General features: G+C 38.3%; 11 protein-coding genes. 7 read left to right on the top strand and 4 right to left on the bottom strand.

Going from position 1 to position 14,681, the window contains the following annotated elements; all coding sequences use genetic code 11:
- Positions 1-161: 161 nt before the first annotated feature.
- The 4 genes from gyrB to dnaA are packed head-to-tail and all read right to left on the bottom strand — an operon-like array spanning position 162 to position 6,210.
- Positions 162-2,588 (bottom strand): DNA topoisomerase (ATP-hydrolyzing) subunit B, encoded by a 2,427-nt coding sequence (gyrB, locus tag H5122_RS19475; RefSeq protein ID WP_182682991.1) that lies wholly within the window; start codon positions 2,586-2,588, stop codon positions 162-164.
- A 12-nt stretch (positions 2,589-2,600) separates the two neighbouring features.
- Positions 2,601-3,695: a DNA replication/repair protein RecF gene (gene recF, locus H5122_RS19470; protein ID WP_024597182.1), complete on the bottom strand. Its 1,095-nt coding sequence runs from the start codon at positions 3,693-3,695 to the stop codon at positions 2,601-2,603.
- A gap of 15 nt (positions 3,696-3,710) precedes the next feature.
- Entirely contained in the window at positions 3,711-4,814 is a 1,104-nt protein-coding gene (dnaN, locus tag H5122_RS19465) for a DNA polymerase III subunit beta (protein ID WP_182682990.1), read from the bottom strand.
- Positions 4,815-4,827: 13 nt separating this feature from the next.
- Positions 4,828-6,210 carry a chromosomal replication initiator protein DnaA gene (gene dnaA, locus H5122_RS19460; protein WP_004335207.1) on the bottom strand — a complete coding sequence of 461 codons (1,383 nt, stop codon included), beginning with the start codon at positions 6,208-6,210 and terminating at the stop codon, positions 4,828-4,830.
- A 518-nt stretch (positions 6,211-6,728) separates the two neighbouring features.
- Between dnaA and rpmH the strand changes: the two genes are divergently transcribed.
- The 7 genes from rpmH to mnmG all read left to right on the top strand — a co-directional run bounded on the left by rpmH (position 6,729) and on the right by mnmG (position 14,671).
- Positions 6,729-6,863 (top strand): 50S ribosomal protein L34, encoded by a 135-nt coding sequence (gene rpmH / locus H5122_RS19455; RefSeq protein ID WP_004335215.1) that lies wholly within the window; start codon positions 6,729-6,731, stop codon positions 6,861-6,863.
- 7 nt (positions 6,864-6,870) lie between these two features.
- Positions 6,871-7,293 carry a ribonuclease P protein component gene (gene rnpA, locus H5122_RS19450; RefSeq protein ID WP_004335217.1) on the top strand — a complete coding sequence of 141 codons (423 nt, stop codon included), beginning with the start codon at positions 6,871-6,873 and terminating at the stop codon, positions 7,291-7,293.
- A gap of 129 nt (positions 7,294-7,422) precedes the next feature.
- Positions 7,423-7,698: a membrane protein insertion efficiency factor YidD gene (yidD, locus tag H5122_RS19445; RefSeq protein ID WP_004335219.1), complete on the top strand. Its 276-nt coding sequence runs from the start codon at positions 7,423-7,425 to the stop codon at positions 7,696-7,698.
- 8 nt (positions 7,699-7,706) lie between these two features.
- A complete protein-coding gene (gene yidC, locus H5122_RS19440; protein WP_024597181.1) occupies positions 7,707-9,344 on the top strand; it encodes a membrane protein insertase YidC in 1,638 nt (545 codons plus the stop codon).
- Positions 9,345-9,478: 134 nt separating this feature from the next.
- On the top strand, positions 9,479-10,843 hold the full coding sequence (gene mnmE, locus H5122_RS19435; RefSeq protein ID WP_182682989.1) for a tRNA uridine-5-carboxymethylaminomethyl(34) synthesis GTPase MnmE: 1,365 nt from the start codon (positions 9,479-9,481) through the stop codon (positions 10,841-10,843).
- 1,060 nt (positions 10,844-11,903) lie between these two features.
- Positions 11,904-12,353: an FMN-binding protein MioC gene (mioC, locus tag H5122_RS19430; RefSeq protein WP_182682988.1), complete on the top strand. Its 450-nt coding sequence runs from the start codon at positions 11,904-11,906 to the stop codon at positions 12,351-12,353.
- Between the two features lie 428 nt (positions 12,354-12,781).
- Entirely contained in the window at positions 12,782-14,671 is a 1,890-nt protein-coding gene (gene mnmG / locus H5122_RS19425) for a tRNA uridine-5-carboxymethylaminomethyl(34) synthesis enzyme MnmG (RefSeq protein WP_004335230.1), read from the top strand.
- Positions 14,672-14,681 lie beyond the last annotated feature (10 nt).

Raw genomic sequence — 14,681 nt, 5'->3', positions numbered from 1 at the left:
TTCAAGTGTTGCTTGCAGTGCTTGTTCTATATTCACAAAAAAATCCGTAGTTAGTTTCCTAACTACGGATTTTGCATGATCGTTTGGATCGGTCAACCGGTCATTTTCTTAACTGATCGGCATTAAGCCATTAGGCTCCTTTTTCGGTGTAAGTAATATTTTTACACGTCTAGATTAACTACGCGTAGAGCGTTAGTTTCGATAAACTCTCTACGAGGCTCTACTTGATCACCCATTAAGGTGGCAAATAATTGATCCGCGCCAACAGCATCTTCAATCGTTACTTGTAACATACGACGGGCACTAGGATCCATTGTCGTTTCCCAAAGCTGGCTTGGGTTCATTTCACCCAGTCCTTTATAGCGTTGAATGTAGATCCCGCGCTTAGATTCTGTGATCAACCATTCCAAAGCATCCACAAAGTTATCAACAGGTTTTGTTTTCTCACCACGTTGAATATAAGCACCTTCTTTTAGGATGTTTGCAATGTTAGTACCAGTCACAGCAATGCGTTGGTAGTCACGTGATGCAATAAAGTCATAATGAAGTACATGTGCTTTATCAACACCGTGCTGACGAATATTCACAACCGGGTAATACAGATTACGCTCAGCGTCAAACTCTGTACCCGCATGGAAAATAGTTGCATCTTCATCACGTGCAATCAGGTCATCAACTAACTCTTTTGTCCAAGCAATTACTTTAGCTTCGTCAGAAAGGTCATCAGTTTTCAACTCTGTTTGGTAGATTAAGCGTTCCATTACCGTGTTAGGATATTTACGCTTTAAACGCTCAATAACTTTAACTGTATTTTGGTAATCGTGAACGACTTTCTCTAGCGCTTCACCTTCTAGCGCAGAAGCATCTGCACTTGGATATAAAGCAGCATTATTAAGTGCAAGCGACGTTAAGTACTCTACTAATGCTGGATCATCTTTAATATAACGCTCTTGCTTACCTTTTTTCACTTTATAAAGTGGTGGTTGGGCAATATAAATATAACCGCGTTCTACAATTTCAGGCATTTGACGATAGAAGAATGTTAGTAGTAACGTACGAATGTGAGAACCATCCACGTCCGCATCGGTCATGATGATGATACGGTGATAACGTAATTTCTCAGGGTTATATTCGTCACGACCAATACCACACCCTAATGCAGTAATTAGTGTTGCTACTTCTTGCGAAGATAACATTTTATCAAAACGTGCTTTTTCTACGTTTAATATTTTACCTTTAAGCGGAAGAATAGCTTGGTTTTTACGGTTACGTCCCTGCTTGGCTGATCCGCCAGCAGAGTCCCCTTCCACTATATATAGTTCAGATTGGGCTGGGTCTTTTTCTTGGCAATCAGCTAGCTTACCTGGTAAGCCTGCTAAGTCCATTGCACCTTTACGTCGTGTCATTTCACGGGCTTTACGCGCCGCTTCACGAGCACGTGAGGCATCAATAATCTTACCTACAACAATTTTGGCATCAGTTGGGTTTTCTAGTAAAAACTCAGTGAATTTTTCAGCCATTGCTTGTTCAACCGCAGATTTAACTTCACTTGATACTAGCTTATCTTTAGTTTGTGATGAGAACTTAGGATCAGGAACTTTAACACTAACAACAGCCGTTAAGCCTTCACGGGCATCATCACCGGTAGCATTGCTGGTTGTTTTAGCTTTTTTGTTAAAGCCTTCTTTTTCCATGTAGTTATTAAGTGTACGTGTTAGCGCTGATCTAAAACCGGCTAAGTGAGTACCACCATCACGTTGTGGAATATTATTTGTGAAACAGTAAATGTTTTCTTGGTATGCATCATTCCACTGCATTGATACTTCAACACTAATACCATCTTCTTCACGTTCGTGAGTAAAATGGAACACACCTTTATGTATAGGTGTTTTATTACGGTTTAAGTATTCTACGAAAGCTTGAATACCGCCTTCATATTTAAAGTGGTCAGATTTATTTTCTTCACGCTCATCATTTAAGATGATGCTCACACCTGAGTTTAGGAATGAAAGCTCGCGTAAACGCTTAGCTAAAATGTCGTAATGAAAATCTAAATTTGTGAATGTTTCAGCGCTTGGCCAAAAACGTAATTCTGTACCTGTTGTTTCTGAGTCACCAATTACAGCTAAAGGTGCATCTGGAACACCCATAGTATAAAACTGCTCATGAAGCTTTCCTTCACGACGAACAGTCAGTTTTAGTTTTTCTGAAAGTGCATTTACAACAGAAACACCAACACCGTGTAAGCCACCTGATACTTTATAAGAGTTATCATCAAACTTACCACCGGCATGAAGTACCGTCATAATAACTTCGGCTGCAGATACGCCTTCTTCTTCATGGATAGAAGTTGGGATACCACGACCGTTATCTCGAACTGAGACAGAACCGTCTAAGTGAATCGTTACATAAATATCATCACAATGACCTGCTAAGGCTTCATCGATCGAGTTATCAACGACCTCAAACACCATGTGGTGTAAGCCTGTGCCATCATCGGTGTCCCCAATATACATTCCAGGACGCTTTCTTACTGCGTCTAATCCTTTAAGTACTTTAATACTCGACGAGTCATAATTCTCAGACATGGTTAATCCCACTTATCTTGTTATTAGGTTGCCATGTTTCACGTGGAACATTTGTAGTTCTCGTTGCATGGGTTCCACCACAGCAGAAATACTTTCAGATAAAATTGAAGAGATAAAAATTTGAGAACTGCAGTGAGCAAGTAATTGTCCCACTTTCTCTTTTGTATCTTCGCCTAATTCTGAAGGTAGATCATCTATTAGCAATATAGATTGCTTATCTGTCTCTGACTCAATTAAGCTATTTTGCGTAACTTTCAACGCATACAATAATAGCTTCAATTGACCGCGTGAGAATGTATTCTCCACACTGTTGCCAGCGACACTAAAACTAAAATCGGCCTTATGAGGGCCTTTACTTGTAAACCCTTGGCGAGCATCTCGCTCAAAGTTTTGCTCTAACGCATCTGCAAGAGATTCAGTCTCTTTCCAGCCTGCGCTAAAGGTCATTTCTAAATCACGTACAAGCGTTAATTCTGCACACATTTTATCAAAAAATTGCTGCTTAAACCTACTTATATACGCCAATCTTAATTTATTTATTTCTTCAGCCAGTCTAACAAATTCTTTGTCCCAAAACTTAATTTGGTCAAAATAATTCTTGGGCTTAGTTTTTAACAATGCATTACGTTGTTTAAGTACTTTATTAAATGATTGCCACAAAAAAAAGAACTCATGTTCCACGTGGAACAAACCTAAATCTAAAAACTTTCTGCGCTCTTTAGGTCCACCAAAAAACAAAGAATAACTCTCTGGTGTAATAATTTGTACAGGCATAAGTTGAGCGAGTTCTGATATCTTACGGCTCGCCTTACCTTGAATTTTTAAATTGGTCTCACCCGTTTGCGTTTTACTAATACCAATTGGAATTGATAAATCGTGTATTGTTTTACGCCCGTGAATTACAAATTGCTCTTGCTGGTGCGCAATAATACTTTTGTGTTTTGGAGTACGAAAAGATTTGCCATGAGAAAGGTAATATATAGCCTCTAAAAGGCTGGTTTTTCCGCTGCCATTTTCACCATAAATTATATTAACGCCGTTGACTGGTTCTAGCGTCAGCGCCTCAATATTACGAAAATATTTGAGGCTCAAATGACTTAAGCTCATTATGTATTTATAGTCTTATAAACGCATAGGCATAACAACGTACATTGCTTCTTCATCGCCTGCACCTTCAATTAATGCACTGCTGTTTGAGTCGGCTAATGTAAATAGTACGTCTTCTGTTTTTAATGTGTTTAGTACATCCAATACGTAAGACACGTTGAATCCTATTTCTAGGTCCGCGCCTTCGTAACTTACTTCAACAACTTCTTCAGCTTGTTCTTGCTCTGGGTTATTGGCAGTAATTTTTAATAAACCGTTTGATAGGTTTAAGCGTACACCACGAAATTTTTCATTCGATAAAATAGACACTCGTTGAAACGCATTTCGTAACCATTCTCGGTTAGCTGTAATTACTTTGTCGCCACCACGTGGTAATACACGACGGTAATCAGGAAAGCGTCCATCAACTAGCTTACTTGTAAATGTAAACTCAATATCAATAATACGGATATGGTTAGCACCAAACTGAATTGTTACCAATTCGTCGTCAGCTACCATAAGGCGCATAATTTCTTGCACACCTTTGCGAGGTATAATTAATTGACGTTGAGTGTTAAGCGATTGCGTTAATTGCTTTTGTGCAATAGCTAAACGGTGACCATCTGTTGCTACTGTTTTTATGTCTGTATTATCTACTTCAAAAGACATACCGTTTAAGTAATAACGTACGTCTTGATTCGCCATCGAAAAATGCGTGCTTTCAAGTAACTTACGAAGCTCTAAACGAGTTAGTTGAAATTCAACCTCGCCATCCCACTGTTCTAAATTAGGAAAATCATCAGCAGATAAAGTCGTTAATGAAAAACGGCTTTTACCACTGGTTAAAAGTAATTGGTGCTCTTGCAAGCTTAAAGTAATGTCTGAACCATCTGGTAGACTTTTACAAATATCGAGTAACTTTTTAGCGGGTAACGTTAGTTTTGTATCGGCAATATCATCACCTACAAATACGACAGAAACTAATTCAATTTCAAGGTCAGTACCCGTCATTGAAAGTTGTCCGTTTTCTACCACTAACAAAACGTTAGATAAGATTGGTAGCGTATGTTTGCGCTCTATTGCACCCGACACTTGCACCAATGGCTTTAAAAATTGTTGTCTTGATATTGTTATTTGCATAATAAAGTCAGCCCTAAGATGACAATGTTCTTATTAAGTTTTGGTAATCTTCTTTAATTTCGTGGCTTTCGTCACGTAGTGATTTTATCTTACGACATGCGTGTAATACGGTCGTATGATCGCGTCCACCAAATGCGTCACCAATCTCAGGTAAGCTGTGATTAGTTAATTCTTTAGATAATGCCATGGCAACTTGGCGTGGCCTTGCTATGGAGCGGCTGCGGCGCTTAGACAATAGATCTGACACTCGAATTCGGTAGTACTCAGCAACGGTGCGCTGAATATTATCTATCGTAACCAACTTATCTTGCAAGGCAAGTAAATCGCGTAGTGCTTCTTTTACAAAATCAATCGAAATTGGACGACCTGTAAAATTAGCATTAGCAATTACACGGTTAAGTGCGCCTTCTAGTTCACGTACATTTGAACGTAATTTTTTGGCGATAAAAAAGGCAACTTCATGTGGTAAGTTAATCTTACTTTGCTGTGCTTTTTTCATCAAAATAGCAACGCGAGTTTCAAGCTCTGGTGGCTCAATCGCGATTGTTAATCCCCAACCAAAACGTGATTTAAGACGGTCTTCGACCCCTTCAATCTCTTTTGGATAACGGTCAGAGGTTAAAATAATTTGTTGGTTGCCTTCAAGTAATGCATTAAAGGTATGAAAAAACTCTTCTTGTGAACGCTCTTTATTAGCAAAAAATTGAATATCATCAATCATTAATGCGTCAACACTGCGGTAATAGCGCTTAAATTCTTCTATCGCATTATTTTGCAGTGCCTTTACCATATCTTGAACAAAGCGTTCTGAATGCATGTAAACAATTTTAGCATCTGGCTTGTTTGCCATAATGCCGTTACCTACTGCATGTAATAAGTGAGTTTTACCTAAACCAGTACCACCGTAAATAAATACAGGGTTAAAAGCAGAGCCAGGATTATCGGCAACTTGAGTGGCCGCTGCTTTTGCTAATTGGTTTGACTTACCCTCAACAAAGCTGTCAAAGGTATAGTTTTCTTTAATGTTAGATTTGTAACCTGACTTAGGTGCAGGTTCAACAACAGGCTTTTGCTCACGAGGCTGTTGTTTTGTAGAAGCTTGTGGTGCTGATTGTGTTTCTATAACCGGTGCAGCTTGTGCATTTAATAAAGGCTTACTACCTACATCAAAACGTAGCTTTGGTGCTTCAACACCACAAATTTCTACTAATAATTCGTTAATTCTATTTAGGTACTTTTCTCTTACCCAATCAAGCACAAAGCGATTAGGTGCATAAATCGTCAAGGTATCTTCGGTACTTTCTGCTTGTAGTGGTCTTACCCACATACTGAATTGCTGCGAAGGCAGCTCATCTTGCAACACATATAAACAACTTTGCCAAACCGACAGATACACAGTTAAACTCCCAGAGATATAATTTTTATTCCCGCACATCATTAATGATTATAAATCATACATTTATTGCGTTCAAATGGTCCAATAAGCGACCCAAGACCGCGTATTATGAAGGCACTTTATCCACAAGTAAAAGATTGATTTTTATAAAATTGTTGATATCGATGTATAAAATCATTAACAACCTGATTTAAAACAGTTTTTATTTTAGATCCGAAGAGGAGATCATAACAAAATAACACCAAGATCGCGAACCAAATTTACGATCCAATTTTCTTTTCCCCCGCTTTTATTCACTTTTTATACAGGGGCTGTGGAAAACTTCTTATTTATGATGATCCTATCAGATCGCTCTACATGATCTCTTTATGGACCATAAGTAGGCTATATACTGCGAACGTAATTATGATTGACTTTACGTTACTTACTCTATAATATCTCGCGCTCGCAATGGCACCTATGCCAGGATCGCGACCTGTATAGGATGTTTTAACTTTAACCGATCGGATGAGATTGTTATGAAAAGAACTTTTCAACCTAGCGTTTTAAAACGCAAACGTGCACACGGCTTCCGTGCTCGCATGGCAACTGTAAATGGCCGTAAAGTATTAGCACGTCGCCGCGCTAAAGGCCGCAAAGTTCTTTCTGCTTAATTTATAAGTGGAAGACTTTAGCTTTGGCAGGGAGTTACGTCTGTTAACTCCCTCGCATTACTCTCGCATATTTAATGAACCCGCTCGGGCTGCAACTCCTTTCTTTACTCTATTAGCTAAACCAAATGACCAAGAAAAACCTCGGTTAGGTCTTACTGTTGCTAAAAAACGCGTAAAAAAGGCATGCCAACGAAACCGTATTAAACGTCTCGCTCGCGAAAGTTTTCGTTTAAATCAACACAGCATCGATAATATTGATATTGTGCTTATGGTGAAAAGTGGTATTGATGAACAGTCTAATGAAGAATTAACCAAACAACTTACTAAATTATGGCGAAAAATTAACGAACGCTGTAAACCAGGTGCACCTAAACCGCCACCTTTTAAGAAACGCCCAAACAAATCAGCTAAATCTAATAAACAAACCTAATTGCAATAGAATTGCAGGGTTAATTAATGTATCTTTAGCTCACCTTTTAATCATGCATTTAAAATTTCTAATTGAGTCTTTAAATACATGATATCTATCTCACTAAACTTAAGTAGGGGCATAAACATCATGAGGTTAATTAAACCACTTGTTGCTTTTCCTAAGATTTGTTTAGTGTTATTTATCCGCGGTTATCAAAAGTGGATTAGCCCGCTGTTAGGTCCGCATTGTCGTTTTAATCCAAGCTGCTCACATTATGCAATTCAAGCAATTAATTTGCATGGATTTATAAAAGGTAGTTGGTTAGCTTTAAAACGCATATTAAAATGCCATCCTTTACATTCAGGTGGAGACGACCCCGTACCTGAAAAATTAACCCATATTAACCACCAACACGAGAAATAAGAGCTGTTATGGAATCGCAACGCACGTTTTTATTAATTGGCCTAATGCTAGTGTCGTTTTTATTGTTCCAAGAATGGGATAATGATTACAACAAGCCTAAAGCCGATCCAAGTGCCACAACACAAACACTACAAGCAAATTCACCTGAGTCGGATGATTATATTCCTTCATCGTCAGATTCAGGTTTACCCGCTTCAGCAACTTTAGCTAAACGTTCAGTTATTGAAATCACAACTGACGTTTTTAAAGTTAAAATTGACACCAAAGGCGGTGACATCGTTGAAACAGACCTTCTTCAATACGAAGAAACTAAAGGAAGTGAAACACCTTATATGCTTCTTGGTCAGCTTGATAGTGGCAAACAATACTTTTCACAAAGTGGCTTAATTGGCTTAAATGGCCCTGACGCGTCAGCTAACGGTCGCCCTACTTATAGTACCGAACAAAAATCATATACCTTAACGGGTGATGAGCTTCGCGTTCCACTTCAGTTTACTGATAGTAATGGTGTTAGTTTTACTAAAACGTATGTATTCAAAAAAGGTCAGTATGACGTAGGCTTAGAATACAAAATCAACAACACTACCAGCGCACCTCTTCAAGTACAGCTATACACGCAAATTAAGCGTACCGTACAAGAAAAAGGTAGCATGGTTGATCAAAACTATTTAGGTGCTGCATACGGTACTGACGAAGAACCATATGAAAAGTATAGTTTTTCAGATATGGCTGATAAAAACCTAAACAAAAACACGCAAGGTGGTTATGTTGCATTTATACAACATTACTTTGTAAGTGCTTGGGTTCCAATGCAGGATCAAACAAATACAATTTATAGCTTAATTACAAAAAGTAATGCCGCTATTATTGGTGCTAAAGATCCCGCTGTAAATATTCAAGCTGGTAGTGAGCAAACACTAACTGCTACTTATTATATGGGTCCGAAAGAGTCAGATATTCTTGAAGCGATTCACCCAGACTTAGACTTAACTGTAGATTACGGTTGGTTATGGTTTATTTCGCAACCTTTATTCGTATTGCTAAAATGGCTACATAGCATTTTAGGTAACTGGGGTGTAGCAATTATTGCCATCACTATTATCGTTAAATCGTTAATGTACCCACTTACTAAAGCGCAATACACTTCAATGGCAAAAATGCGTGCGCTACAGCCTAAAATGGCAGCTCTTAAAGAAAAGTTTGGTGACGACCGTCAAAAGTTCGGCCAAGCAACTATGGAAATGTACAAAAAAGAAAAAGTTAACCCAATGGGTGGCTGTTTCCCTATTTTACTTCAAATGCCGATTTTCTTAGCCTTGTTCTACGTATTCTTAGAATCTACTGAACTTCGCCATGCTGAATTTATTTTTTGGTTAACTGACCTTTCTGCACAAGACCCGTACTACGTATTACCAATCTTATTTGGTGCGAGTATGTTTGTGACGCAAAAACTACAGCCTATGACGGTAACTGATCCAATGCAGCAAAAAATGATGACCTTTATGCCGGTTATCTTCTCTGTATTCTTCTTATGGTTCCCATCGGGTTTAGTTCTTTACTGGTTAGTGTCTAACCTTATTTCTATTGTCCAGATGTTAATCATCTACCGTGGCATGGAAAAGAAAGGAATTAAAGTAAGAGGCTAACTAAGCTCCTACTTATATAAAGGCGACTTCGGTCGCCTTTTTTATTGCCTGTTTTTCACCAGAGTATTCGCGAGTGTTTATTTCATAGGTTACAATACCGCCATAAAGTTACTCATCGTTGGCAAATTAATAGCATGATCAATCAAGATACAATTGCAGCACAAGCAACTGCCCCCGGACGTGGTGGTGTTGGTATTATTCGCGTTTCAGGTAGCCTTGCTAAAAGTGTCGCCGAAAAAGTAGTAGGTAAAATTCCTAAAGTTCGCTACGCCGATTACGTGCCATTTAAAAGCCTAGCTGGCGAGCAACTTGACCAAGGTATTGCCATTTACTTTGCAGGTCCTAACTCATTTACTGGTGAAGACGTACTTGAATTACAAGGCCACGGCGGTCCTGTAGTACTTGATATGCTACTTAAAGAAATTAGTAAAATAGAGGGAGTTCGTTTAGCAAAGCCTGGTGAGTTTTCTGAGCGCGCATTTATGAATGACAAGCTTGATTTAACACAAGCAGAGGCCATCGCCGACTTAATTAATGCTACCAGCGAACAAGCTGCCAAAAGCGCCCTACAGTCTCTCCAAGGTGAATTTTCTAAACACATAGAAACGCTTGTAGAAAAAGTAATTCACTTACGTATGTATGTAGAAGCGGCAATAGATTTTCCTGATGAAGAAATTGATTTTTTATCAGACGGTAAGGTATCAGGCGACTTAGACATCATCATTACCCAGCTTAATACCGTAACCAACCAAGCCAAGCAAGGCAGCATCATGCGCGAAGGTATGCGTGTTGTTATTGCTGGTCGCCCAAATGCCGGTAAATCAAGCCTACTAAACGCCCTAGCCGGTCGTGAAGCTGCAATCGTAACAGAAATAGCCGGTACCACTCGCGACGTACTACGAGAGCATATACATATAGATGGTATGCCACTGCATATTATAGATACCGCAGGCCTACGAGAGAGCCCTGACCGCGTAGAACAAATAGGTATTGAACGGGCGTGGGATGAAATAAACCAAGCCGATCGCGTTTTATTTATGCTTGATGGCACTGACACTATAGATACTGACCCGCATAAAATTTGGCCTGAATTTATGGCCAAATTACCAGAAGGTATGGGGGTTACGGTCATCAGAAATAAAGCTGATTTATCGGGTGATATAGTCGGAATGGAGCAAGAGCAACAATACCCGGTCATCAGCTTAAGTGCTAAAAATGCTGACGGTATTGAACTTGTTCGCGAGCATTTAAAAGCCTGTATAGGCTTTCAAGGCGCAACAGAGGGTGGCTTTATGGCGCGCCGTCGTCATTTGGATGCGCTAGAGAGTGCTGCGTATCATTTAGAAACAGGTAAAACACAATTAGAAATGCACATTGCTGGTGAAATATTGGCTGAAGAACTGCGTTTAACACAGCAGTATTTAAACGAAATAACCGGTGAATTTACCTCAGACGACTTACTTGGCAAGATATTTAGCTCATTTTGTATTGGTAAATAAGCACCTTATTACAGATATATGTTTATTATAAGAGCACTTAGGTGCTCTTTTTTATGTAAAATATTCACTATAAAATATGTATTTATACCGTCAATCCCAGCCAGTTCTGGCAATAAAATCATACCCAAAGCGATAATTATTACCAGCTAGATTATGTAGATTAGACAGTGAAAAGAGCCTTTAAGTAAGGTATTAATAGCGCAAGTAACACCCATTTTAAGGTCAAAACCGATACATATTTCAAACAAAAATACGTTTTAAAATCGTTATCCTCCACACAAAAGTTAGTTATAAATAGCTTTTTTATAATTACCTAGCTCATAAAAACTGATGTTATTTGCTCAATTTAAGAGCTAAAACGTGACGATAAACACTCTAAAAAACCAACTTTATACAACATATGAACAGACGATCACTGCGGCTTTTTAGTAAAATGACTCGAGATTTGAGTGCATCAAACTTTTGATCTACTAATCCACCAGCAAAATACATAAAAAAAGCAGCTATAAATACGCATTAAATTAAATATATTGAGATCACTTATCCACAAAACCTAATTTTTAGCTCAAATAAATAGTAAATTGAGCCACCTCGCAGAGAAAAACCTAATGATCTATTAAAAATTATCTGTTTATAAGCTTATTTTTAAGTAATTTCGTTAGATCAGCTCAATTAGATCATTTAGTAAAATTATTTTCGATCTAAATTTAAGGTTATCAACAACCTTTATATCCACATTATGATCACCTTGTGCTTTTTATGCCTAGATTTATAATTAAGTCTTTCACTAAATAGTAATATCAATAACTTAGCGATTATTAAACAACCTAAAAGGTGTGTTTAAACAGAGCTTTCCCCACTGTTATCAACAACTTGATCAGAAGATTACGTTTAAAGACATTTTGTTAACCCCTATAATATCAACAACTTAAGGAGCCGCTTTCAAATAAGAATAAAATTAGCACAAAAATAGTTATACAAAAAAGCACTCTTAACTTTACTGTTACTCACACTCAGTTATCATAGGCAGCAATTAAAACCAATGTGATCACTAATATTCATGAGTTCAGTAAATCTTATTGTTGGCAGCCAAATGGGATCAGCCGAGTATGTTGCAGAGCAACTAAGCGACGCGCTTAATAACCTTGGTATTACTACACAACTACATGATCAACCTGAATTTAGCGATATTGATCAGCAAAATACCATTTGGTTAATTTGCACATCTACTTATGGTGCAGGTGATTATCCTGAAAACTTTATTAGCTTTGTTGAAGATGTGACTCAAGCTAATGATTTATCAGAATTAAAATACTCAGTAATCGCTTTAGGTGATACCAGTTATGACACTTACAACCAAGCTGGACGTAATATAGATGCCTTATTATCTCAAAAAGGCGCTATAAAAGTAGCAGAACGCTTAGAGCTTAATATTCTCGATGAAGCACTACCAGAAGAGACAGCATTAGCATGGTTAGACTCTTGGATAACCAAAACAGGCTTAAAATAGATAGATCAAGTAAAAAGTTATATATAAAGTTACCCACAATTTACTAATAATTTAATAGATTTTGTGGATAAAGATTGAATAAACTGCTTTTTAAAGCATGCTTATCCATGGGATAAGATCCAACTGATTCAGCCCTGTGCATAAGGTGCCTTTTTGATCAGAGCTTATTTGCTGGATGATCCGATCATATTAACACCTTTAGATCTGATCTAATTTCATGTTTTAAATGAAGATCTAAACCTTATCAACAGAAAAGCTGATCAGTAGTAGTAATAGTAATAAAAGATCTCTTTAAAAGATCCTTTATATTATTAGAGATCACATACTTAGATCTTGCTCTTTGTTTAATCATTTATCTTCTGCCAATTTCTAGGTAGAATACGCTCCCTTTTGAAGTTTACCGGTTTGATTTAAGTAGGATCCCATTAATGATTTTTCACGAAAATTTTGACGTTATCGTAGTAGGTGGTGGGCATGCTGGCACTGAAGCCGCATTAGCAGCTGCCCGTATGGGGATGAATACCCTGCTACTGACTCACAATATGGATACCCTTGGTCAAATGTCTTGTAACCCAGCGATTGGTGGGATTGGCAAAGGTCATTTGGTAAAAGAAATTGATGCGCTTGGCGGTGCAATGGCACAGGCCATTGACAAAGGCGGGATCCAATTTCGCACACTAAACTCTTCAAAAGGACCTGCTGTTCGTGCAACTCGAGCACAAGCAGATCGCGCTTTGTACAAAGCAGCTATTCAAACAACATTACAAAATCAAGATAACCTTAAGATTTTTCAACAATCATGTGATGATCTTATTGTTGAAAACGATCGTGTTACTGGCGTAGTAACTCAAATGGGTTTACGTTTTAGTGCTCCAAGTGTTGTTTTAACCGTGGGTACCTTTTTAGGCGGCCAAATACACATTGGTTTAGAAAATTACAAAGGCGGTCGTGCTGGTGATCCACCATCAATTGCATTGGCTGAACGTTTACGCGAACACCCTTTTAGAGTGGATCGCTTAAAAACAGGTACTCCGCCACGTATTGATGCACGTACTGTTGATTTTACAAAAATGGAAGCACAGCCTGGTGATATGCCAACACCTGTATTTTCATTTATGGGTAAACAATCAGATCACCCACAACAAATACCGTGTTACATCACTTACACCAACGAAAAAACACATGATGTTATTCGTAAAAACCTACATCGCTCACCTATGTACTCAGGTGTTATTGAAGGTATTGGTCCACGTTACTGCCCATCAATTGAAGATAAAATTGTACGTTTTGCAGATAAAGATAAGCACCAAATATTTGTTGAACCTGAAGGCTTAACATCATACGAATTATATCCAAATGGTATTTCTACTAGTTTACCGTTTGATGTACAACTTGAGATTGTGCAATCTATTTCTGGTTTTGAAAATGCACATATTTGTCGACCAGGTTATGCAATAGAATATGACTACTTTGATCCACGCGATTTAAAACAGTCTTTAGAAACAAAATTTATCGAAGGCTTATTTTTCGCGGGTCAAATAAACGGCACTACCGGTTATGAAGAAGCGGGTGCACAAGGCTTAATTGCAGGTATGAATGCTGCGTTAAAAGTGCAAGGTAAAGATTCTTGGACGCCACGTCGCGATGAAGCTTACGTCGGTGTATTAATTGACGACTTAGCAACACTGGGTACGAAAGAACCGTACCGCATGTTTACTAGCCGTGCCGAATACCGTTTACTACTTCGTGAAGATAATGCAGATATTCGCTTAACTGAAAAAGGTCGTGAGCTGGGTTTAGTTAATGACGAACGTTGGCAGGCATTTAACGAAAAAATGGAAGTAATCGAAAAAGAAAAACAACGCATTAAAGATACGTGGATTCATAAAGATCACGTCGTTGTTGATCAAGTAAATGCATTACTAAAAACACCATTAACTCGTGAAGCAAGTTTAGAAGAATTACTTCGTCGTCCAGAGATTCGTTATAACGATCTTATGGCTATTGACGGTTTAGGATCTGAATTTACAAACGTAGCAGCACTTGAACAAGTTGAGATCCATACTAAGTACGCAGGCTATATTGCGCGTCAACAAGATGAGATCAATAAGCAGCTTCGTCATGAGCAAACAATTTTACCAAAAGAGTTTGATTACAAAACTGTATCAGGTTTATCAAATGAGGTTGTTGCTAAGCTTATTGAGTCACGTCCAGACACTATTGGCCAAGCATCGCGTATTTCTGGTATCACCCCAGCGGCGATTTCGCTATTATTAGTGTATCTGAAGAAGCAAGGCTTATTACGCAAATCTGCGTAACGATAAGGGT

The organism is Pseudoalteromonas sp. SG43-8, from assembly GCF_014164245.1.
Taxonomy (GTDB): domain Bacteria; phylum Pseudomonadota; class Gammaproteobacteria; order Enterobacterales; family Alteromonadaceae; genus Pseudoalteromonas; species Pseudoalteromonas distincta.
Note: the sequence above shows the minus strand (reverse complement) of the source record. Positions and strands in the feature narration are given on the sequence as shown.